This window comes from Thermomonospora curvata DSM 43183 (assembly GCF_000024385.1).
GTDB classification, from domain to species: domain Bacteria; phylum Actinomycetota; class Actinomycetes; order Streptosporangiales; family Streptosporangiaceae; genus Thermomonospora; species Thermomonospora curvata.
The window spans coordinates 3,175,171-3,196,610 of record NC_013510.1 but is presented as its reverse complement, the minus strand read 5'-3'; the positions used below and the strand labels follow the sequence as shown (position 1 = coordinate 3,196,610).

The window sequence follows — 21,440 nt, the reverse complement described above, 5'->3', positions numbered from 1 at the left end:
GCGCTCATCGACGGTGCCGCTTGTGACCCGGCTGGACGGCGCGGCACCGGACACCATAGAGGGCTTTCCTCCCGGCGCCCAGGGACGACGTGCCGGGAAAAGCCTGGAAAAAGGCTCACCGGTGCAGCAGCGCGGCGGTCAGGTCCAGCAGCGCGATCACCACCAGCAGGCCGGTGAGCGCCCGCATCGCGCGTGCGGTCAAAACGTCGGTGCCCGACCCCGGGCGGCCTTTCCGGTAGGCGATGGCGGCGGCCAGCCAGACCGGCACGGCGGCCGCGGCCACCAGGCCACCCAGCACCAGCGCCACCGGTCCCAGCGTGGGCGCGGCCCGGGTGAGCAGCACCCCGTTCGCCGCGATCAGCAGCGCCGTGCGCCGCCAGGCCAGCACGGTGCGTTCCGGCTGGGCGCCCGGGTCCACCGGCTCGGCGGGGCTCATAGGGCGACCAGCACCACGACCGCCGCCGAGGCCAGGGCCGCCGCGGTCGCCAGCATGGGCATCAGCCACGACTCCGGCAGCGGCTCCCCCCGACGCATGGCCCGCTGGTTCTGCGACCACCGCCGGTAGCCGGCGACGGCGAGCACCAGCCCCAGGAGCGCCAGCGCCACCGCGACGCCGCGGCGCCAGGCGGCGGTCGCCACGTCCGGCAGCAGCTGCACCACCGCCAGCCCGCCGACGTCCACCGCCAGCGCCGTGCGCATGTATGCCAGAAAGGTCCGCTCGTTGGCCAGCGAGAACCGGTAATCCGGCTCCTGTTCGCCCGCGTGCGGCTCCCCGTGGCCCGGACCGCTCATCAGTGCCCCCCTGACGAAGAACTCCCGGCAGAACCCGCCGACCGCCGGGCGGCTCGCTCCTCGCAGCGGACGGGCTCGCACGCCGGCCCGCCCCGGCGGACGGGAATCCGGCGATCGGCTGTTTCATCCTCTTTCCGCCCATTGTCGACGCCTGCATCGGCCCTCCTGCCGGCGCCCTGAGCGGTATGCGCGGCGCGGTGTCCGGCCGTGCTCGCCTGACGCGGCGGAAGAGCCCGCAGGGCAGGGCCCTGGACCGCTTCCAGCGCGTGGCCTCAGCAGGGCGCATGCGGGTGCCTCGCGATCAGGGGTGAAGCCCGCGGCCGGGACGTTGCGGCACCGGGCGCCACCGGGGTTTCCGTCTCGGCCGCCTGAGACCGTGTGCTGGGAAGGTCCACTGGGGCGCGTGCCGAAGCGGGCGCCTTGAGCGGGTACGCCGTGAAGCGGAGCCGGACGCCGCCGAGGCCCTCTTCCCGCCCCTGGGGCCATGTGCTGAAAAGGGTTCGGCGTCGGCGAGCCGGATCAGCGGCCCGGCCCTTCGCCGTCCATGGCCCGTGGGACGGTGCTCGGGCATCTGCCTCTCCCGATCCGCACAGCGAGCAGAGAGCAGCGTTCTCTTATTCAAATATGGCCGATATTGTCGATTTTCGGCCGGTGGGAAACTCGTCTCGGCAGCGTTCTCCCTGCAATATGGGAAAACGCGCTCGCAACGTGGAAAGGGACAGGGGACATCGAGGCGGGTGAACCTTTTTCAGCACGCCGTCTCCGCAGGTCGATGCGGGGGCGGCGCGTCCGGGGGCGATGCCGTGGCCCGGGAACGCCGCGATGCCGGACACCGAGGAGGCTCCCGCCTTCCGCCTCGTGGGCCGGGTGCCGAAAAAGGTCCGGTGATCACTCGGCGTCCGCACGTCGCGTCCGGGGGGCGGTGATCCGGACGGCCGCGGCGCTCCCGTGCGAGCGGCGCACGTGACGGCCCGGCGGCGGCATGCCGGCGGGGTCCGTCGTTCGGAAACCCGCAGGGCCGGGGACGGCGCGCACCCGGCGGGCGGACCGGCCGCGCCGCACCGGGACGCGGGGCGTCCCGGTCGCCTTCAGCCCTGGGTGACGCCCGCAGAACAGAACTCCCAGATCTCCTCGGCGGTGATGGGACGGCTGTCGTCGTTGCCGGAGGCGCCGCTGGTCTGGGCGATGAAGGTCACGGTCTGCATCACCAGGGCGGCGGCGCGGCGGGGGGTGAGGGCCGGGCGCAGCCGGCCGGCCTCGGCGGCCCGTTCCATCAGCTCGGTGAACAGCGCCAGCAGCGGCGCGTGGGCGATCCGCACCTCGGCCGGGTGGGAGATCAGCAGCTGCGGGGAGAAGTCGGTGAACAGCGGACGCTCGGCGTCCGGGTCGGGGCGCGACAGCTCGAACAACAGCTGGACGGCGGCCTTGAGCTGCTCCAGCGGGTCGGAGTGGCCGGCCGCGGCGGCGCGGATCTGCTGGGTCACCCGGCGCAGTGCGTCCTCGAACAGGGCCAGCAGCAGTTCGTGCTTGCCGTCGAAGTGCTGGTAGAAGCTGCGCAGCGACTGGCGGGAGCGGTCCACGACCTCCTGCACGGTGAAATCGGTGGTGCCCTTCTCGGCGATGATCGCCTGGGCGGCGTTCAAGAACCGCTCCACCCGCTGCTCGGCCCGGAGCTTGGCGGCCTTGGTGGAGCGCTCGACCGCGCGCTGCTTCCAAGCCGGCTCATCGCTCAGGGCGTGCGTGGAGATATCCGTCTTCTGCGCCATGGGCAGAACCTTACTGCAGAGTAGTGGTAGGGATTCTATGCGCCCGCAGTTTATCTCGTTGCAGTGTTGAGAACATTACTCTCTTATTAAGAGAGCACTAATACCAGCGACTTCGCGGAGCTGGGGGAACCGAGACCGATGCCACTCCTTGCCCGCTTATCAGAGAGTGGGAGTTTCGGACGTCCGGAACCTTCTGCGGCGGCGAGAACGACCCCCGATGAGCGGACCGCCGGGACCGCTGCTTCCCGTCGCGGCGAAGACGGTTCCGGCGGGCCGCAGGCCCCGCGCAGGCGGGGAGGCGGCCGCTTGGGCGTTCAAGGCCCAAAGCCCTGGCCGGCTCCGGGGGACCACCGAGCTGTTGTGCGAGCCGTCCCGGCTGTTCCATGGCTCCCGAGCGTCCGTATCTTTTCCAGGCCCTGTCCGGAACCTTCCCCGCGCACCGGAACGCCCGCGGCCCCGGCCGCGGCGCTAGTGTCGTGCCATGGCCGATGAGGAGGGCTCGGTACGGGTCGACGTGTGGCTGTGGTCGGTCCGGTTGGTGAAGACCCGCTCTCAGGCGACCGCCGCCTGCCGTGCGGGCCACGTGCGGGTCAACGACGTGCGGGTCAAACCGGCCTCGCCGGTGCGGCCCGGCGACGAGGTGCGGCTGCGGCTGGACGGCCGGGAGCGGATCGTCATCGTGCAGCGCATCGTGCGCAAACGGGTCGGTCCCCCCATCGCCCGGGAATGCCTGATCGACAAGAGCCCTCCGCCGCCGCCCCGGGAGGCGCTGATCCCGGTCGCCCAGCGGGAGCGCGGCGCGGGCCGTCCCACCAAGCGCGAACGGCGGGAACTGGACCGCCTGCGCCGGCAGTGGCGGACCCCGCCGGGACTGCTGTGAACGGCCGGGGCGTCCCGCCCGCCGGGCCGCCTCGGCGCGCGCCGGCCGCTCAGGCGGCGGGCGCGATGTTCTGGTTCATCCGGAAGAGGTTGTCCGGGTCGTACTTCTTCTTGACCGCGACGAGCCGGTCGTAATTGCCCCCGTAGTTGTCGCGGACGCGGTGATCGTCGTCGCCGGACATGAAGTTGACGTAACCGCCCGGTCCGGAATGCGGCTCCAACGCCCGGTGGTACTCCCGCACCCAGCGGATGTTGGCGTCGTTACGGGCCGGATCGGGCCACATCCCGGCGATCACGGTCGCGAAGGTCGCGTCCCGGTGCCCGAAGGCCGTGGCCCCCGGCGGGACGCGATGGCAGGCCCCGTTGATCGGGTAGATGTGGACGGTGGAGTTGACGACCGGCACCCGCGGCCCGTGCTGCAGGTGCGCGGCGATGGCGCCGTCGGTCAGCTCCGAAGCGAACGAGGCCTTCCAGTAGTGCTGCAGCCCGTACGGGACGAGATCGTCGAAGGCGCTGTTGAGCACCGGATAGGGCATCGGCGTGCGCAGCTCGGCGGCCGGGGGCGCCACGTCACGGAGCGGGGCCAGCGCGCCTTCCCCCTGCTCCAGCGGCCCCGCCCAGCACGAGACGAGAGCACAAAGCGGCTTGCCGTGCTCTGATTCGGGAACGAACGGCAGCGGCGGGGCGATCTGGAAGGCCGGGAACACGCCCAGCTCCTCCGGAGCCGTGGCGATGAAGTCGCGGTAGAACTCCAGCACATCGCGCGTCCGCTCCAGCGGGAAGAAGAAGATGCCCGCATAGACGTCCGCGACCGGGTGCAGCCGGTATTCGAACGAGGTCACCACGCCGAAGTTCCCGCCCCCGCCGCGCAGCGCCCAGAACAGGTCCTCATGCTCCTTCTCGCTGGCCTCCAGGAAACGCCCGTCTGCGGTGACGACGTCGGCGGAGATCAGATTGTCCGCCGACAGGCCCAGGCCACGGCTCAGATGGCCGATCCCGCCGCCGAGGGTGAGCCCGGCGATGCCCGTGGTGGAGATGATCCCGCCCGTGGTGGCCAGGCCGAACGCATGGGTGGCGTGGTTGAAGTCGCCCCAGGTGCACCCTCCCTCGGCCCGGGCGGTCTGCGTGTGCGGTTCCACGCGGACGCCGCGCATCCGCGCCGAAAGGTCGATCACGACACCGTCGTCGTTGGTGCCGAACCCCGGAACGCTGTGGGAGCCGCCGCGCACGGAAAGACCGAGCTCGTTCTCCCGCGCGAAGTCCACGGCCGCCATGACATCCCCGGCGTCGGCGCACTGGACGATGACGCGCGGCCGGCGGTCGATCATGGCGTTGTAGACCTTGCGGGCCTCCTCATAGCCGGCGTCGCCCGGGGTGATCACCCGGCCGCGCGCCTGCTCGCGCAACTGCTCTACGGTGGGTCTGGCCATCTCGTCGTCCTCCTTGCGTCATGGGCCGGAGGATCGGAACACCGCAGGCCGGGACTCTCGCCGAAGCGGTCTGGGGGGCGGCCGAGGTCTTCTCGGAGTTCTGGACGCGAGCCGAACCCGCGTCCGCTCCTTCCCCCGAACGAAAATGATCGAATCCAACCGGGCGGCGCCGTTTCCGCCACCGCCGCGCGCTGCCCCTGCCCAGAACCATGCGGGCCAAACCATCCGGCCGGCACGGATGATGACCGCTGAACCTTGTCAACACGCGGTCCCAGACACCGGGGACGGGAGCCGGGGTCCAGCGCCGCGATCCGCCACGTCGCGGCATCGCCCCCGACTGCGCCGTTCCCGCCTGTGACCTGCGGAGACGGCGTGTTGAAGAAGGTTCACCGGGAAGCTCGGCGTCCGCCCGGCCGTGAACGCGCGCGAAGACACGGGACCGTCTCCGAAACCGGGGATGTATAGCATGAGCGGCGTGTATGGAGGTGTCGGCTCCCTGAAGCTCCGCCGCCGCGCCTGACGGCGCGGCACCGAGTTCTTCTCTTCCCTGTGCCCGCCGTCCCGGTGGTCAGGCCGGGTGGCGTTGTCGTGCTGCCCGGCTCCGAAACGAGCTGCGGAGCACATGGTGGAGCCATTTCCTGCAAAAAGCCGGCCGGTACCCGAACCCCTTCTGGACACCGGCACGAGCGGGCCGCTTCCCGCCGGGAGCGGCGCCCACATCCGGGCTCGCGGGATCCGGGTCGTCCTCGGCGGACGCCCTGTGCTGGACGGCATCGACGTGACGGTCTCTCACCGGTCGCGGATGGTCGTCGTGGGTGAGAACGGCCGGGGCAAGACGATGCTGCTGCGCGTGCTGTCCGGTGACCTGGCACCCGATGCGGGACGGGTCGGACGCGCCGGCACGGTGGGCATGGTCCACCAGGCGCTCGGCGCCCGCGCCGGGGAGACCGTCGGGACCCTGGTCGCCGAGTCGATCCGTCCCGCACAGCAGGCCCTGCGCGCGCTGGACCTGGCCATCGAGGATCTGGAAAAGGGCGAGGACGACGCGGACGCCCGCTATACGGCCGCGCTGGAGGCCGCGACGCGCCTGGACGCCTGGGACGCCGAACGCCGGGTCGACATCGCCCTCCAAGGGCTCGGCGCATGCACCGACCGGGACCGCCGGCTCGCCACACTGTCGGTCGGTGAGCGCTACCGCGTGCGTGCTCGGCGCGAGCCACGACATCCTGCTGCTGGATGAGCCGACCAACCATCTCGACGCCGACGGCCTGGACTTCCTGACCGCCCACCTGCGGTCCCACCCGGGCGGCCTGGCGATCGTCACCCATGACCGCGTGCTGCCGCGCGAGGTGGCGGAGGAGTTCTACGACCTGGACCCGAGCCGGGGCTGAACCGGCTGGACGCGGCCTCGCCGCGGGCGGAAGACTTGAAGACGTTCGTGCCGGGCATGCTCACCATGCCGGCCGTCATGAGCACGCTGCTGGTCGGCTTTCACCTTCCTGCCGTCCCTGCGCGCCGGCGTCCTGGAACGTCTGGCGGTGACCCCGGCCGCCAGGCCGGCGCCGGCCCTGGGGCGGATGCTCACCGACGTGGTCGGCCTGCTGGCACAGTCACTGCTGGTCTTCGCCGTGGCGGTGCTGATGGGGTTTCGCGTGAGCCTTCCCGGCGCCCTCCTCATCCTGGGCGTCATGGTCTTGCTCGGGCTGCTGGTCGCCTCGTTCTCCTACGCGCTGGCCCTCACCCTCCGGGACGAGACGGCCTTCAGCTCCCTGGTCAACTTCGTGACGCTGCCGCTGATCCTGCTTTCGGGGATGCTGGTTCCCCTGTCCTATGCACCGGCCTGGATGGAGGCCGCGGGAGCGGCCAACCCGCTCCGCTATGCGGTCGACGCGGTCCGGGCACTGGCCCGCGGCGACCTTGCCGCACCCGACGTTCCGCAGGCGTTCCTCGTGCTGGCCCTTCTCACGGCCCTCACCGTCACCTGGGCCGCCCGCGGCTTCCGGCGCGTCGTCCCCTGAACCCTTTGCGGCACCTGGCACCGGGCCGGGCGCCTTGGCGGCCCTGGTGCCGCGCCCCCGCGGGTTGCAGCGTCGTCTCCGGCTGCGACCTGCGGGAACGACGCGTTGCAAAAGGCTCCTTCATGCAGCGACCACGTGCGCTGAACCTTTTTCGGTACGAAGCCAATGAACCTTTTTCAACACGTGGCCCAAGACATCGGGGACGGGAGCCCCGATGGTCTCCGCTGCCGCGACGTTGCAGGTCACGGAATCGCCCCGGACTGGGATGCCCCCGTCCCGATCTGCGGAGACGGCGTGTCGAAAAGGGTTCAATGCGCCGCAGACGAGAGCCTCGACGATGTCTGGTACTACGAGTTCCAAGCCGCGGCATCGTCCCCGACTGCGGCGTCCCCATCGTGACCTGCCGGGACGACGTACTTGAAAAGGGCTCGAAGCACTCGGCCGGCACGTGACCGGGTGCGGGCCAATCCATACGGTTTTTGCATTAAGGCTCAGCAAGCGGGCGCGTATCGACTCGATGGTGAAAAAGGACTGTGGCCTTCGGCGTCAGCCGCTATCGGTCTCCCGCAGCGAGCGGAGCGCCAGCTGAAGCTGACCGACACTCACCCGCCGGCCGTTGTTGAAGAAGACGGTCGTGGAGTGCGCGGAGTCGCACGCCACGTCCCCCAAAAGACAACCGGCCGAATCCGTTCTGGAACGTCTCATCGGCAAGTTCGGCAAGGGAGGGCAGCAAGGACAGCCGTCCCTTTGCGGAGGCGAAGAACCTGGTCACCTCCGGCGCCAGCGAGGCGGGGCCGCTTTCGGCGACCAGCGTCGCCGGGGACCTGGTCTCCTCCACCAGGACCCGGCACATGTGCAGGAACGCGGCGGTGCCGCTTTCCCCCCTCGAGGCGCGGAACCGCAGTTCCGCACGCCCTCCGCCGGCGGTGACCAAGGTCCCGGCGGGAGCGGGGGCGGGCGGGTAGGCGGGCAGCGGACCGACCCACAGATAGTGGACGGCGAACCCGGCACGCACCTGCTCTCGGACGGCGGCGAGGGTCCCGGCGGGCCATCGCCCGGCGGCCTCCGCCTCTTTGAACCGGGTGAGCGCATTGACCTGCGGTATGCCGATCCGTTCCAGGAGCCGGCCGACGCTCACCGGCGACAGGTGAACGCCGAAGACCCTCTTGATGAGGCGCTGCACACTGGTGCGCGTCCATATTGCGCTTCCTTCGCGGGACGGGGCGTCCACGGGCAGGGAGCGGAGCCGTGGGCGTCGCTCAGGCTGGGCGGCGGCCCGGGGGTCGGCCTGGTCCGCAGCGCTGCCGAACCGCCCCGCCGGTAGGCCCGCCACCAGCCGAACACCGTGGAGCGGCCTAAACCGGACTGCGCTGCGACCGCATCGGGTGATTCCCCGGATTCGATGCGCCGGCAGATCTCCAGCCTTTCCTCGTAGGTCGCCCTGCGCCCCAATCTCGCCATGATCCGATTATCCAAGGCGTGGTTATTCGGGAACCGCCCGGCGGCTTATGGGACCTCTTTTCGATCCGCCGCTTTGCAGCTCAGACAGGTGCGTTCCGGTCAGGGACGGCATGGAAGGGGAACGGCGCCCCTTGTCTTGGAGCCGTACCTTGAAAGGGCCGCCCCTGCCGGTGTCTTTCCTGCCCCCTGTGCGATCGAATGCCCTCACTCAGGAAGCGGGGCCGGCTGGAGCCGGTGGGCGAGCGCGGTGTGGCGGCGGCCCGTTCCCGGCGTGCGGACGGCGACGGCCAGGGCGCGGCGGGACCCGACCAAAACGACGAGCTTGCGCGCCCGGGTGACGGCCGTGTACAGCAGGTTGCGCTGCAGCATCGTCCAGGCGCTCATGGTGATGGGGACGACCACCGCCGGATATTCGCTGCCTTGAGAGCGGTGGATGGTCACCGCATACGCGTGGGCGAGCTCATCGAGCTCGGCGAAGTCGTAGTCGACGGTTTCGTCCTCGTCGGTGACGACGGTGAGGGTGCCGTCCTCCAAAGACAGCCCGGTGACGACGCCGACGGTGCCGTTGAAGATCCCCGCCTTGCCCTTGTCATAGTTGTTGCGCAACTGGGTGACCTTGTCGCCGGGCCGGAACACCCGGCCGCCGTGGCGGCGCTCGGGGACGCCCTCCCGGTAAGGGGTGAGCGCCTCCTGCAGCAGGGCGTTGAGGCTGGCGGCGCCCGCCGGACCCCGGTGCATGGGGGTGAGGACCTGCACGTCACGGCGGGGGTCCAGCCCGAAACGGGCCGGGATGCGGCGGGCCACGATATCGACCACCAGCTTGGCGGTCTCCTCGGCCGGGTTCAGGCCCGAATCGGCGGGCGGCTCGCAGCCGAACCAGAAGAAGTCCGAAAAACCGGTCAGTGCCGGCGGCCGCCCCGCATTGATCTTGTGGGCGTTGACCACGATCCCCGACTGCTGGGCCTGCCGGAAGATCTTCGTCAGCCGCACGTGCGGGATGACATCGGCGGCCAGCAGGTCGCGCAGCACCTCCCCGGCGCCCACCGAGGGGAGCTGGTCCACATCCCCCACCAGCAGCAGGTGCGCCCCGGGCGGGATGGCCTTGACGAGCTTGTTGGCCAGGACGAGATCCAGCATGGAGCACTCGTCCACCACGACCAGGTCGGCCTGGAGCGGGTGGTCGCGGTCGTACTTGGGGTCCCCGCCGGGCTGCAGCTCCAGCAGCCGGTGCACGGTGGAGGCCTCGTGCCCGGTCAGCTCCGCCAGCCGCTTGGCGGCGCGGCCGGTGGGGGCGACCAGCAGCACGGTGGCCTTCTTGGCCTTGGCCAGCTCCACCACCGACCGGACGGTGAAGCTCTTGCCGCAGCCCGGTCCACCGGTCAGCACCGCGACCTTGCGGGTGAGCGCCAGCTGCACCGCCTGCCGCTGCTCGTCGGCCAGCTGCTGCCCGGTGCGCCGGGCCAGCCAGCCCAGCGCCGCCTCCCAGTCCACATCGCCGAAGGCGGCCAGCCGGTCGGCATCGCAGCGCAGCAGCCCCAGCAGCGCCGCGGCCAGCGAACATTCGGCCCGGTAAAACGGCAGCAGATACACCGCCGGGACCTGGTTGCCGCCGGTGGTGCGCACCGTCTCCCGCACCACCCCTTCCTCGGCGACCAGCTCCTCCAGGCAGGGCCCGACCTGCTCGGCGTCCACCTGGAGGATCTTGGCGGTCTCACTCAGCAGGTTCGGCTCCGGCAGGTAGCAGTGCCCGGCGTCGGCGGCCTGCGAGAGCGTGTACCGCAACCCGGCCTTGATCCGCTCCGGGCTGTCGTGCGGAATGCCGACCGCCTGGGCGATGGTGTCGGCGGTCTTGAACCCGATGCCCCACACATCGGCGGCCAGCCGGTAGGGCTCCTTGCGCACCACCTCGATGGCGTCGTCCCCGTAAGTCTTGTAGATGCGGACCGCCAGGGAGGTGGACACCCCCACCTCCGACAGGAACACCATCACCTCTTTGATGGCCTTCTGCTCTTCCCAGGCCTCGGCGATCCGCCGCATCCGCTTGGGCCCCAGCCCGTACACCTCGGTCAGCCGCTCGGGCTCCTCTTCGATGACCCGCAGGATGTCGGTCCCGAAGTGATCGACCATCCGCTCGGCCATCGTCGGCCCGATCCCCTTGATCAGCCCCGATCCCAGGTACCGCCGCAGCCCCTGGACGGTGGCCGGCAGCACCGTGGTGAACGAGTGCACCTGAAACTGCCGCCCGTACTTGGCATGGGAGGTCCACCGCCCCCGCAGCCGCAGGCTTTCGCCGACCTGGGCCCCATGCAGCGGCCCCACCACGGTCAGCAGCTCATTCCCCGACCGCTCGGTGGCGATGCGCGCGATGGTGTACCCGGTCTCCTCGTTGACGAAGGTGATGCGCTCCAGCACCCCTTCCAGCACCGACTCGCCCCGCACCGCCCCGGACGCAACAGCCTCGGGCAAGGGACGCCGCTCATCCACGTCGGCCATTCTGCCGCCCCTGCCCGCGCTCTTCGCCGAGATCGCCCATGCCGCCCGTATCGGCGCACGGCCGACGTGCACGGAGGGAGTGAGCCTCTCCCCACCAGGCCGTTCCCGGCGGCTCGGGACGTGGCGGTCGGGAACGCCGCCGCTGCCGTCGTGACCTGGGAGACCGCCCGGGTTCGAAGCGCCGTCTCTCACGCCTGGGGCTCCGGTGGGGCGGGCTCGTCCGGAGACTCGGGCGGCGGCATGAATCGGCGTTTGATCTCTTCGGCCTCCTCCGGGAAGCCCTCCTGCTCCAGCCATTGGGCGAGGCGGCAGGCGCGCAGGTACCCGTCCGCACTGCCCTTCGGCCAGCCCAGGGACTCCAAGAACGCCGCCAGATGATCAACGGGGGAGGACGGGGCCGGGAAGGCCCCGTTGCGGTGCGCGGCGTCCGGGACGAAACACCGCAGCACCTCCGGGAGATTCTCGTTGTTGGCCGCGGCGGACAGGGACGCGAGCAGGGGGATGCTCTCCACCGTCTGCTCCAGCTTCTCGTCGTTGCGGGCCAGCCACCACACCACCGCGCTCCCCGGGTCCTTCAGGACGTCCTTGCCGAGGTAGTCGCGTTTGCTCTGCTCATAGGTGCGGGCGTGCTCCCACAGCTCTTTCTCCTTGCGCACGCCGGCGAGCCGCTCCAGGCGCTCCCGGTCCTCCTCGGGCAGGGCGAGCTGGACGGACTCGGCCATGGCCAGGACGCTCCCGGTCTCGTCGGGCTGCGCCCAGCCCAGGACTCCGCCCAGTTCGTGCCGCAGGAGGGAGACGTGCTCAGGGGGGTAGCGGCGCGTGACGACCATGGCGCGTTTGACGATGGCGTTGGCGGCGAGCGCGGCCATGTTGACGCGGGGCTCGTCCGGGACGTGCCCGGTCGGCACCCACCGGACGGCCGCCGAGAACAGGAAGTAGTAGTCCTCCCGGGAGCTGGGGAGCCGAACGTCGGAGACCTGCTCGGTGACGGGAGAGGGCGAAGGTTCGGGCCGGTGGATGAATTCGGGCTCCGCCGTTTCGCGGAGGAGGAACTCCGGCCCGGTCCGCACTAGCAGCGCTCCCACGCCCGCGATCACGAACGCCAGGGCGAGGGACACCCACAGCGGCCAGGGCCGTAGGAAAACGAGGCCGAGGAGGATCAGCCCGGCGGCTATCGCCGAATAGGTGAGACGTCCGGTGAGCACGGTGTCCCTCCTCCGCTCAGCGGAGCCGAATGCCCTGCACGTCGTTGATCTGCCGGAACAGGAACTCGCCGATGCACGGCGGCAGCCCTAGCCGGTAGGGGAGGCTGTGCAGGTGAGCGAGGACCCGGGGGTGTTGCGCGGCCCCCTCGATGAGCACGGTGAGCAGCTCGTCGCGGTGGCGTTCGTCCTGGGCCGCCATCTGCAGCCAGCGCCGCACCGTGGGCTCCCACACCTCCTGCGGCGCGGTGAAGGCGGCGTCCCACCCGCGGGTCAGCAGGCGGCGAACGCCGGCCTCGCCGATGAGGGTCCGGTGCCGCGGATCGGGGGCGGTGATGATGTCCGGGGCCGCGATCTGCAGGAAGATGCCGGTGTCGGCCTCGGCGAACCGGCCGCCGCCCGCCCCTTCCCGGGTGAGCCGCGCCAGCAGTTGACGGAAGGAACGGCGGCTCTCGCCGGCCATCTCCACCAGCGCCCGGCGGGCTTCTTCCCGCCAGGTGCGGCGCGCCATGTGGTGCAGCCGGACCAGCGCCGCGTCCGGGTGACGGCTCGCCACCACATCCCGGCAGGCGTCGATCATGAGCTCGGCCAGGCCGCGCGGGATCTCCTTCCTCGTCGCCCATTCGTAAAGGTGCCCTCGGAACCTTTGCCCGTGCCGCTCGTGCCGTAGCCCTCCTTCCAGCAGGATCCTGGCCGCATCCCGCCGTTTGCCCTGCCGGTCGGCCCACCGTTCGATCAGCTTTTTCATCACGTCGTCGTGCCGGTCGCCCAGGCACTGCTCGGCGAACCGTTCGATCAGCTTCCGCCACTCCGCCGGTGAGATCTCCGGAGAGTCGGCGATCTGCTCCAGCCAGACCGGCAGGTGCTCGCGCAACTGGGGAAGGTTGACCCAGAAGTAAGAACGCACCGCCGCGTCGTAGGTGAACTCACGGAACCGCACGGCACGGGAGGAGGCGTCGATCTCCGCGCCGATCTCTCTGAGGCGTTCGCCGAACGTCGCCCCGTCGAGAGGAGCGTCGTCTCCGTGGGCGCTTCCCAGTATTTCCAGCAGGAGCGAGCTGGCCCGGTAGACGCCGTCAACGTGGGCGCCGTGCAGCATGCTCACGGTCAGCAGCAGGGCGCGCTGCGCACCCTCCCGCAGTTGCTCGGCTTGTTCGGCGGCGGCCTTGGGAAGGTGGAAGAACGCCCTCTCCGTAAGGGACCACCACGAGGTGAGGTTTCCCTCGCCTCCCGTGCTGTTCCGGGCTTTGATGAGGGAGCTGACGAAAGACGATATCTTCCCCAGGCTGGTCTGCTTTTCCAGGATCTGGGACGGGGGGAGCTCCCAGTCCTCCTCCGTCTGGAGGAGCCCTTCCGCTCTGAGGTGCTGAAGCAGCACGCCGCGCCGTTCCGGGGCTTTGATCTCCACTACGTACCGGCTGTGCTCCGAGGGCAGGTCGTGCCTGGGATGGGGCAGCACCACCACCAGGTGGGCCTTGCGTGCGAGCACGGTGTGACGGAGCGCGGGGAGTTCGCCGGAGAACCGCCGCCACTGCTCTTCAGACAGCTCCGACAGGTCGAGCCACAGCCGGTCGCCCTCGGCGATGCGTCCGTCGTTCAGCGGGGCTTCGCCGTCCCGGTCCTCCCAGAGCAGCTCATAGATCTCTGCAGAGCCTTCGCCTTCCTCCCAGAGCAGCATCTTCGCGGTGGCGATTCGGCCGCTGCCCGAAGGCGCGTCGAGGAACACGGTCCGGTGCTCCCGCAGGACGTCCAGGGCTCGACCGAACCCTTCCGGGCGTACGAAGCGCAGGAAAAGCCGCCGCAGGTCCTCCGCCGGGTGCCTGCGGCGACTTCTGCCGGGCGTCTGGGGCGGGGAGAAGTAGAAGGTGTTGTTCTGCGGGCCGTTGCCCAAGTGGGCCGGGCCGGCGGTGCTCTGAAAGAACGGGACCGGCGGCTCGTTCACCGCTCCTCCTCGCGGTCTTGGGACTGCCCGAAGCTGTGGCCGAGGTTCCCGCGCAGGTCACCCGCGACGTAGGTGCCGCCGTCCCTGAAGGAGATGTTGTTCTGGTCTCCTGTGCCCAGGTGGAAGGCGCCGTGGCCGCCTTTGAGGTCGTGGCCGACGACACCGTTGAAGTCCCGGGTCTGCACGACCGGTCCCTGGTGCACCTGGCCGACTGAGTTCCGCGTCGTCCCGGCCTCCGGGGCGGCCGGGGCGTTCCGGTCCGCCTCCCGGAGGGCCGGCACGAGCTTGGTGAGCGTGTCGCCGATTCGGGCCAGGTCGCCTTTGTTGTCGCGGACGTCGAGGCGAAGGGACTGCATGTCGGCGAGCCAGCGCAGCTCCCGGGGCAGCTCGGCGCGGTCGAGGCGGGCGGCGCCGCGGCCCTTCAAGACCGGAAGGACGGGGATCCCGCACTCCCGGGCCTCCAGGAGCTCGCGGCGCACCCAGTCGTCCGCTTTCCTGAGCCGGGGGTCGCGGGCCCACTCCGGCCCGATGACGGCGATCAGCACCGAGCAGCGCCGCACCGCCTGGCGCAGCCACCGGGTGTAGTCCTCCCCGGGCGGGATGGACTTGCCGGCCCGGAAGATCCGGTCGTCGCCGAAGCGGTGGGACAGGGCCTGCTCCAGCAGCGCGGCGGCTTCGTCGCCGTCTCCCGTGCGGTAGTTGATGAAAACCTCGTGCATGCGAAAATCGCCCTTTCTGCAAGTGGTGGACTGGGGTTTCGACGTGCGGCCTCAGCGGGCCGGGGCGCCTCGGCGCGTCCGAGAGGCCGGGCGGGTCACCGCGGCGCCCGCATCCGGGGCGGTGGGGACGGCGGGCCGGGAAGGTTTATCGCAGCGCCGAGCCGAGCTCCGGCAGCAGCGCGCGCACCGAGGCGTTCTTCGGGTACCGGGCCAGCGTGCGGGCCAGGGCGCGCAGGTCGGTGGCGATGGTGGCCGACCCCACCGCGGCCGCACCCTCCAGCAGGGGCCGGGTCAGCCGGCAGGCGTGCTCGATCTCACCGGCCGCCGCGTAGGCGAGTGCGCGGCGCGCCCCGTAGCGGACGCGGGTCCGCAGGGCCTGCGGCGGCACGCGGGCCAGTTGCCGGTCCAAGACCTCCGCGGCGGCCTGGGGCCGCCCCAGGTCGTGCAGGCACCAGCCTTTGACCATCTCGGCGGGGTCGGGGAGGTGCATGCTGCCGATGACCGGCGCGTCCGAGTCCGATGCACCCTTGGCGAGCAGGGCGCGGGCCCGGTCCAGGCTGCGCATGCACGCGTCGTAGTCACCCGCCAGCGCATGCCCTTGCGCCTCCCGCTGCGCCGCCAGCCCGCGGATCCGCGGGGGCGCCTTCCGGTCCTGCGCCCGGGCGGCGAGGGCGATGGTCTGCGCGGCGTCGCCGCGGTAGAGCGTGATGAGGGCGCGCCGGACGAACCCGTAGGCGCTGAGCTGGTGGTCCTCGCCCGCGGCCGCGAGATCGACGGCGCGTTGCGTCCACCACAGTGCGGCCCGCTCATCGCCGCTCTCTTGGACCAGCCAGCCGACGTACTCGGCGTAACGGGAGCCGAGCCGCAGCAGCTCTTGGCGCAGCCGGGGCCCGCCGCGCACGGCCAGCTCGCGGAGCGTGTGCGTCTGCGCGATGAGCACGGGCAGCAGCAGCCCCGGCTCGACCGACTGTCCCAGCCGCCGATAGTGATCGAACAGCGCCCGGGAAAGCCCCAGCAGCGAGGTGTCGGAGACCTTTTCCTGGAATTTCGGGCCGTCCATTCCGAAGACGGCCAGGGACGCGGCACCGGCCGTCACCGCCTGGCGGCGGCTCAAGGAATGGAACCGGTTGGGACCGTCCACGGACATTTCCATCAGCCACACTTCGTTCTCGCCGTTTTTGGAGGTTTCCTCGGCTCCCGCGTCGGCGGCTTTCGGGCCGGCCCATGTCTCCCGCGCCAGACGGACGAGCGCCCCGCCGGCCTTGAGCTCGGCGTCGCACCGGCTCACCAGCCCGGGGCTCGGCTTTTTGAGCCCTCGCTCCACTTTGCTCAACTGGCTCTTGCTGTAATGGACGCGCAACGCCAGACCGGTAAGGCTCAACCCGGCCGCAAGACGTCTCCGGCGCAGTTCCTCCCCGAACCGGCCCGGTTTCTCGACCACCCGCACCTCCTCGCCCGCCGCCTGCGTGACTGAGAGCCCTGCACGTCAGATTCCTGTAGCGAATGGTGACGAACAAGCCCTGGACGGCGTTTCCCGTTTCCTCTTGGCCGTCTCCGGGAGAGCAGAGGAATTCCTCGGCGTCGGAAGGGGAGAAAACAAGAGATCATCGCAGCGCGAGAGCGCTTCCGTGAGACGCGCAGACGGTGGGATCGGCGAGGAGGGCAGCCGGTGATGGGACGACGTGGAGTGGCCTGGGCGGGTGTGCTCGGCACGCTGGTGGCCGCGGTGGCGATGCTCCTGTACTGGCGGGTCAGAGGGCTGGAGGAGGCCGGCTGGCTGGCCGGTGTGCTGGGGACGCTGGCCGGGATGGCCGCGTTGGCGCTCACTTTGCTGGACCGAGTACGTCCTCGTCCGGCGCCCGCCCCTTCGGGAGAGCCGGAACCGGCGAGCGCGCCCGGCCGGCAGTCTGTTCACGGCGGCGGGGACACGATCAACACCATCAGGGGAGTTGTCAGCGCCGGCCCGTTGATCATGGGGCGTGACATCATCGTCGCAGACCGATCTTATTGCCGACAGGGGAGCCCTTCGATATCGACAGAAGGCCCGCAAGGCGGGACAGGACAAATGATCGGGAGCGAGCCTTCTTCTTATGAGGGGAACGGCGTACTACGTGAACTATAGCGGCTGCCGGCTGCCGACTTCCGTGTCAATCGAGAGTACGCCACCGGTACGGCGAATCATATGACCTGACTATGGTCAGGTAAATCGCGCTCCTGGAGGTGACGGCCAGGTGACACTAAAGTCTATTGGTCATCTTCATTTCACCCTCGAGTGGGACGAGTGAGACTCGGAAAGCGCGTCCTGTATCGCAGATAACGGGCTGGCGTGGGCGTCCGGCGCCACCATGGTGCTGACCTGCTTGTACGGTGGCTGCTCGCCACCCATGATCACCGAGGGTTCAATCGTGACGTGCTCTTCGGCGAGCGAACACCTCAACTAGATCGACTTGCCCGCAGGCCCGCACCCGATAGGTGCAGGTCTGCGGGCCCAGCAGTGAAACTGGCCGTCAAAACCAGACTGCCGAGAAGTCACGAAAGGTAGATGGCCGGGCGCTGCCGCATCACTTTTGAGCCCGCTCCGCCAGCCTTGAATAACCGCCGCAGGTTGACCTCTCGGAGCGCAGCCGGAATCCGTATTCGGAGCGGTACGGCCCACGAGGCGCCGACGCTCACCCCATGCCGGAGCAAGCTCCAAAAATCCCGGTCAGAGGACCGGGGGACCCAAAGGACGGACTTTTTCAAGGACGTTCAGGTCGTCTTCATCCAAAGGGATGCGGGCGGCGGCCAGGTTCTCCTCCAGATGGGCCAGGGAGCTCGTGCCGGGGATCGGCAGCATGCGGTCGTAGCGGGCCAGCAGCCATGCCAGGGCGATCTGGGAGGCCGTGGCGTGGTGCTTGGCCGCCACCGATGCGATCGCCGGGTCGTTCGCGAGGGCCTGCGGGCCTCCGGTGAACGCCGAGCCGAGCGGGTAGTACGGGACGTAGGCGATGCCGCGCTCCCGGCACAGCTCGAGGACCGGCTCGTCTGCGCGGTTTCCGATGCCGTACGCGTTCTGCACCGCGGCGATCGGGGCGATGCCCAGGGCCGCCTTGAGGTCGTCGGCCGAGGCCGCCGACAGGCCGATGAGGCCGACCTTGCCCTCATCGCGCAGCTCGGTCAGGGTGCCGAGCCGATCGGCGAGCGGCACCGGGTCCGGACCGGAGCCTCCGACGCCCAGCCGCAGGTACACCAGGTCGATCCGGTCGAGCCGCAAGGTGCGCAGGTCCTGCTCGACGGTCACCCGGAGCTGCTCGGGACGGGAGGCGCGGATCCAGGCGCCCGTCGCGTCCCGGGCGCCGCCGACCTTCGTCGCGATGAGCAGGCCGTCCGGGTAGGGGTGCAGTACCTCGGCGATGAGTTCGTTGACGACATCGGGGCCGTAGACCTGCGCGGTGTCGATGTGGTCGACGCCGAGTTCCACGGCGCGGCGCAGGACGGCGCGGGCCGCGTCCGGGTCCTTGGGCGGCCCGAACACTCCTGGACCGGCGAGCGGCATCGCCCCGAACCCGATGCGCCGCACGGCCTTGTCACCAAGCGAAACGGTCTGCTTTGCCATGGCCCCACTGTCGGCTCCGCGCACCGCTCTCAACCAGAGACGGCGAGATCCTGGGACGGACAGACCCACCCTCATCGACGCACTCGGCGCCTACCGTGGAACCATGACCAAAAACGGCGAGCTGCGGGACTTCCTGCGCACCCGCCGGGCGCGGCTCCGCCCCGAGGACGTGGGCATCCGGGCCGCCGGCCGGCGCCGCGTCCCGGGACTGCGGCGCGAAGAGGTCGCGATGCTGGCCGGCGTGAGCCTGGACTACTACACGCGCCTGGAGCAGGGCCGCCGGAACCTGCAACCGTCCGGCCAGGTGCTCGACGCGATCGCCCGCGCGCTGCGGCTGACCGAGGTCGAACGGATGTACCTGCACAACCTCGCCCGCTCGGCGACCGTCGCGTCTGAGCCCGAGCGGCCGCGGCTTGCGCCCTTGGACGCGGGCACCCGCCTGATGCTCGACGGCCTCGGCATTCCCGCCATCGTCGTCGACGTGCGCGGCGACGTCCACGCCGCCAACCGTCTGGGACGCGCCCTGCTGCCCGGCCTCGAACCGGGGGCAACCACGCGCGCTGGCTGTTCCTCGACCCCGCGACGCGCGCCCTGCTGCCCGACTGGGAGATGACTGCGCGCCTGAGCGTCGCCGTCCTGCGCGAGGCCGCGGCCCGCTACCCGCGCGACAGGCGGCTGTACACGCTCATCGGTGAACTGTCCGTCGCCAGCCCCGAGTTCCGCACCTGGTGGGCCGAGCATGAGGTCGACACACGGTGCCGGGGCCCCAAGCGGTTCCGCCATCCCCTCGTCGGCGAGCTCACCTTGCATGTCGAGGCGTTGCAGCTCCAAGACGGGGAACGCTGGCTCTACGCCTACTCGGCCGAACCCGGCTCTCCTTCCGCCGAGGCGCTGCGGCTTCTCGGCACGTGGGCCGCGACCGAGGACACGGCTCCAAAACAGCGCCCCGTCTCCCGGACGGCCGCTTCGTAACGGTGAACGGTGAGGCTGAGAGTGAACCTTTTTCAGCGCGTGGTCTCAGGCGGCTGAGACGGGGCCTCGGTGGCGCGCGGTGCCGTGCCGTTGGGCACCGCCGGACAGGACGAGCCGGATCACACCGTCTGCCGTTCGAAGAGGCGAAAACAGGCTCACGATGCATGAGGGGCGAACCGGCCCACCACCCTCGGATGGGCATCGGGAACTCATCCCGCCTCGCGCGGCGACATCAAGGGGGAGGGGTCCAGGTACTCCTCGATGCGGGTGATGCGCCCGTCCCGGACCTGCAGGTAGATGGCGGCGGGAATGGCGATGTTCCGGCCGTCGGACAGCCGTCCGTGAAGGATGTGCTGCTGGAGTACTCCATCCCCGGTATCTGCCTGGCGGATGATCTCATAGCGGACGTCGGAGACGGTGCGGCGGAACGCCTTGAGGACTTTCAGGCTCTGCTCAAGGTCCTGTTCGACCTGGTCGTAGTTGTGCCAGACGACTATGTCCGGCGCGTAGATCTCACGGATCGCCTCGATGTCCCCGGACTCGAGGGCGGCGAAGAACGCTGAGACGATCTCCCGGCTCATGGGGACTCCTTCCACGGAGGTGGGTTCGAAGGCCGGCTCCTCGTGGGGGCGGACCTGGCGGCGGGCCGAGCACACTCGAGGCGACCTTCTCGTGGACCTCCTCCTACGGCAAGCCCCGCGTTCTTTTCAGGTTCACGCCGTTCGGATGCGCACCGGGCAGGTCGGCGGGGTGCTCGGGCGGCGAGGGTGACGTTTCGGCCGCATGCCGGTGCCGCTGTGCAGCGGAGATGGTACATTCCAACCAGTTGGTATGAAGTATCCGCCCGGTGGGCCGCCCGGCCGGTCCGCTCGCCGCGACCGCCATCGTGATCGTCGCCACGGTCCCGCCCTGCGTCCCTACCGGCTACATTACGACCAGTCGGAATGGAGTGCAGCCATGCGCACGCCTCAGCGGACCGTCGTTCGCGAACCGTACGAACTGCTCGACCTGGTCGGGCGGCAGCTCGGCGTCAGTGAGCCGAGGACAGTGACGCAAGAGGAGGTCAACCAGTTCGCCGACATCACCCACGACCATCAGTGGATTCACGTCGACGTCGAACGGGCCAAGGCCGGCCCCTTCGGCGGTACGATCGTCCACGGTTTCCTGACCCTTGCGCTCGTTCCGCGGCTTCTCGCAGACATCCTCACCGTCGAGAACTTCTCGATGGGCATCAACTACGGGCTCGACCGGGTGCGGTTCGTCAAGCCGCTCCGCCCGGGTACGGAGATTCAGGGCGTTGCCACGCTCGTCTCGGCCAAGCGGATCGACGCCGGCGGCGGCCCGGGAGGAGTGCAGGCCAAGGCGAACGTGGTCGTGGAGTTTGCGGACGACGCCGCTACCTGCTGCGTGGCAGAGATTCTGTTCCGCTACCACACGTGACCCATACCAGAGGGGAAGCGATGGCAGAGCAGGCCGCTGACACAGATGCCGGGCCGGCCGCCAGGCAGGCATCGTCGTCCCGGGCAGCCGACGCGGGCTGGAGGTGGGCCGACGGCTACGATCCGCAGCGAACCCGCCGGGAGATCGTCGACAGCGCGCTCTACCTGTTCGAGCGCAACGGCTTCGACCGCACCTCGCTCACACAGATCGTTTCCCGCGCCAGCCTCACCAAGGGCGCTTTCTACCACCATTTCAAAAGCAAAGAGGACCTGCTCTGGCAGATCCAGAACGAGTACCTCGACCGGCAGATCGAACTCGCCCAGGGGATTTTGGCCGGGGACTCCGATCCCGTCGAGCAGCTTCGCGCGCTGATCCGCCTCAGTCTCGCCGGCATCGCCACCTACCGGGCGCACGTGGCGATCTTCTACCAGGAAAGGCGGCACCTGACCGGCGAGCGGCTCCGGTCGGTGACCGAGAAACGGGACATCCTGGAGAACATGTTCCGCGACGTCGTCCGGCGCGGCATCGAGGCCGGGGTGTTCCGCGGCGAGCTGAACGAGCGGATCGCCACCTACGGCATCATCGGCATGTGCGCCTCCGCCTTCCAGTGGTTCAAACCCGAGGGCGACTTCGGCGTCGACGAGCTCGCCGACCAGTTCTGTGAGCTGATCCTCGTGGGGCTGCTGACCGAGTAGGGACGCGTGCGCGAGCGGCGGTGCCCGCACCGCGCG

Annotated in this window: 22 protein-coding genes; 9 read left to right on the top strand and 13 right to left on the bottom strand. The window is 70.1% G+C overall.

Annotation, left to right across the window (positions count from 1 at the left end; translation table 11 throughout):
• Positions 1-115 precede the first annotated feature (115 nt).
• The 3 genes from TCUR_RS13530 to TCUR_RS13520 all read right to left on the bottom strand — a co-directional run bounded on the left by TCUR_RS13530 (position 116) and on the right by TCUR_RS13520 (position 2,558).
• On the bottom strand, positions 116-436 hold the full coding sequence (locus TCUR_RS13530; RefSeq protein WP_012853072.1) for a DUF202 domain-containing protein: 321 nt from the start codon (positions 434-436) through the stop codon (positions 116-118).
• Positions 433-792, bottom strand: a complete 360-nt coding sequence (locus tag TCUR_RS13525) for a YidH family protein (protein ID WP_012853071.1) — start codon at positions 790-792, stop codon at positions 433-435. Before TCUR_RS13525 ends, TCUR_RS13530 begins: the two co-directional genes overlap by 4 nt.
• A gap of 1,088 nt (positions 793-1,880) precedes the next feature.
• A complete protein-coding gene (locus TCUR_RS13520; RefSeq protein WP_012853070.1) occupies positions 1,881-2,558 on the bottom strand; it encodes a TetR/AcrR family transcriptional regulator in 678 nt (225 codons plus the stop codon).
• A gap of 481 nt (positions 2,559-3,039) precedes the next feature.
• Between TCUR_RS13520 and TCUR_RS13515 the strand changes: the two genes are divergently transcribed.
• Positions 3,040-3,438, top strand: coding sequence for an RNA-binding S4 domain-containing protein (locus TCUR_RS13515; RefSeq protein WP_012853069.1), 399 nt, complete (start codon positions 3,040-3,042; stop codon positions 3,436-3,438).
• Between the two features lie 49 nt (positions 3,439-3,487).
• On the opposite strand, the gene TCUR_RS13510 is transcribed toward TCUR_RS13515, so the two are convergent.
• Positions 3,488-4,867 carry an FAD-binding oxidoreductase gene (locus TCUR_RS13510; protein WP_012853068.1) on the bottom strand — a complete coding sequence of 460 codons (1,380 nt, stop codon included), beginning with the start codon at positions 4,865-4,867 and terminating at the stop codon, positions 3,488-3,490.
• Positions 4,868-5,627: 760 nt separating this feature from the next.
• Here TCUR_RS13510 and TCUR_RS28020 point away from each other — a divergent pair.
• The 3 genes from TCUR_RS28020 (at position 5,628) to TCUR_RS13500 (ending at position 6,885) form a co-directional block, all read left to right on the top strand.
• Positions 5,628-6,107, top strand: a complete 480-nt coding sequence (locus TCUR_RS28020) for an ATP-binding cassette domain-containing protein (RefSeq protein ID WP_052305509.1) — start codon at positions 5,628-5,630, stop codon at positions 6,105-6,107.
• The gene (locus tag TCUR_RS28015; protein ID WP_245536858.1) at positions 6,052-6,258 is read left to right on the top strand and encodes a hypothetical protein; all 207 of its coding nucleotides are present in this window, start codon (positions 6,052-6,054) and stop codon (positions 6,256-6,258) included. Before TCUR_RS28020 ends, TCUR_RS28015 begins: the two co-directional genes overlap by 56 nt.
• Before the next feature lie 147 nt (positions 6,259-6,405).
• Positions 6,406-6,885, top strand: coding sequence for an ABC transporter permease (locus TCUR_RS13500; RefSeq protein ID WP_052305507.1), 480 nt, complete (start codon positions 6,406-6,408; stop codon positions 6,883-6,885).
• Positions 6,886-7,438: 553 nt separating this feature from the next.
• Here the strand turns inward: TCUR_RS13500 and TCUR_RS13495 are convergent.
• The 7 genes from TCUR_RS13495 to TCUR_RS13470 form a co-directional block, all read right to left on the bottom strand.
• Positions 7,439-8,116, bottom strand: a complete 678-nt coding sequence (locus tag TCUR_RS13495; RefSeq protein WP_281054992.1) for a winged helix-turn-helix domain-containing protein — start codon at positions 8,114-8,116, stop codon at positions 7,439-7,441.
• A complete protein-coding gene (locus TCUR_RS28615; protein WP_083789854.1) occupies positions 8,020-8,346 on the bottom strand; it encodes a helix-turn-helix domain-containing protein in 327 nt (108 codons plus the stop codon). The genes TCUR_RS13495 and TCUR_RS28615 overlap by 97 nt, the downstream gene beginning before the upstream one ends.
• A gap of 204 nt (positions 8,347-8,550) precedes the next feature.
• A complete protein-coding gene (gene recD2, locus TCUR_RS13490) occupies positions 8,551-10,839 on the bottom strand; it encodes an SF1B family DNA helicase RecD2 (RefSeq protein ID WP_012853067.1) in 2,289 nt (762 codons plus the stop codon).
• Positions 10,840-11,027: 188 nt separating this feature from the next.
• Complete coding sequence (locus tag TCUR_RS13485; RefSeq protein ID WP_012853066.1) at positions 11,028-12,044, bottom strand: hypothetical protein; 1,017 nt, start codon at positions 12,042-12,044, stop codon at positions 11,028-11,030.
• Between the two features lie 16 nt (positions 12,045-12,060).
• Entirely contained in the window at positions 12,061-13,983 is a 1,923-nt protein-coding gene (locus TCUR_RS13480; protein WP_012853065.1) for a hypothetical protein, read from the bottom strand.
• Positions 13,980-14,702 carry a toll/interleukin-1 receptor domain-containing protein gene (locus TCUR_RS13475; protein WP_012853064.1) on the bottom strand — a complete coding sequence of 241 codons (723 nt, stop codon included), beginning with the start codon at positions 14,700-14,702 and terminating at the stop codon, positions 13,980-13,982. Before TCUR_RS13475 ends, TCUR_RS13480 begins: the two co-directional genes overlap by 4 nt.
• 145 nt (positions 14,703-14,847) lie before the next feature.
• A complete protein-coding gene (locus TCUR_RS13470) occupies positions 14,848-16,143 on the bottom strand; it encodes a helix-turn-helix domain-containing protein (RefSeq protein ID WP_012853063.1) in 1,296 nt (431 codons plus the stop codon).
• Between the two features lie 231 nt (positions 16,144-16,374).
• On the opposite strand from TCUR_RS13470, the gene TCUR_RS26520 reads away from it, so the two are divergent.
• The gene (locus TCUR_RS26520) at positions 16,375-16,824 is read left to right on the top strand and encodes a hypothetical protein (RefSeq protein WP_012853062.1); all 450 of its coding nucleotides are present in this window, start codon (positions 16,375-16,377) and stop codon (positions 16,822-16,824) included.
• Between the two features lie 582 nt (positions 16,825-17,406).
• On the opposite strand, the gene TCUR_RS13465 is transcribed toward TCUR_RS26520, so the two are convergent.
• The gene (locus TCUR_RS13465) at positions 17,407-18,297 is read right to left on the bottom strand and encodes an aldo/keto reductase (RefSeq protein WP_012853061.1); all 891 of its coding nucleotides are present in this window, start codon (positions 18,295-18,297) and stop codon (positions 17,407-17,409) included.
• A gap of 103 nt (positions 18,298-18,400) precedes the next feature.
• Between TCUR_RS13465 and TCUR_RS28010 the strand changes: the two genes are divergently transcribed.
• A complete protein-coding gene (locus tag TCUR_RS28010) occupies positions 18,401-18,910 on the top strand; it encodes a helix-turn-helix domain-containing protein (protein WP_245536856.1) in 510 nt (169 codons plus the stop codon).
• Complete coding sequence (locus tag TCUR_RS28005; protein WP_245537077.1) at positions 18,862-19,269, top strand: MmyB family transcriptional regulator; 408 nt, start codon at positions 18,862-18,864, stop codon at positions 19,267-19,269. Before TCUR_RS28010 ends, TCUR_RS28005 begins: the two co-directional genes overlap by 49 nt.
• Before the next feature lie 209 nt (positions 19,270-19,478).
• Here the strand turns inward: TCUR_RS28005 and TCUR_RS13455 are convergent, their stop codons facing one another.
• On the bottom strand, positions 19,479-19,850 hold the full coding sequence (locus tag TCUR_RS13455; RefSeq protein ID WP_041441777.1) for a nuclear transport factor 2 family protein: 372 nt from the start codon (positions 19,848-19,850) through the stop codon (positions 19,479-19,481).
• A gap of 376 nt (positions 19,851-20,226) precedes the next feature.
• Between TCUR_RS13455 and TCUR_RS13450 the strand changes: the two genes are divergently transcribed.
• Both TCUR_RS13450 and TCUR_RS13445 read left to right on the top strand, forming a co-directional pair.
• The gene (locus tag TCUR_RS13450; RefSeq protein ID WP_012853059.1) at positions 20,227-20,709 is read left to right on the top strand and encodes a MaoC family dehydratase; all 483 of its coding nucleotides are present in this window, start codon (positions 20,227-20,229) and stop codon (positions 20,707-20,709) included.
• A 20-nt stretch (positions 20,710-20,729) separates the two neighbouring features.
• Positions 20,730-21,404 carry a TetR/AcrR family transcriptional regulator gene (locus TCUR_RS13445; RefSeq protein WP_012853058.1) on the top strand — a complete coding sequence of 225 codons (675 nt, stop codon included), beginning with the start codon at positions 20,730-20,732 and terminating at the stop codon, positions 21,402-21,404.
• Positions 21,405-21,440 lie beyond the last annotated feature (36 nt).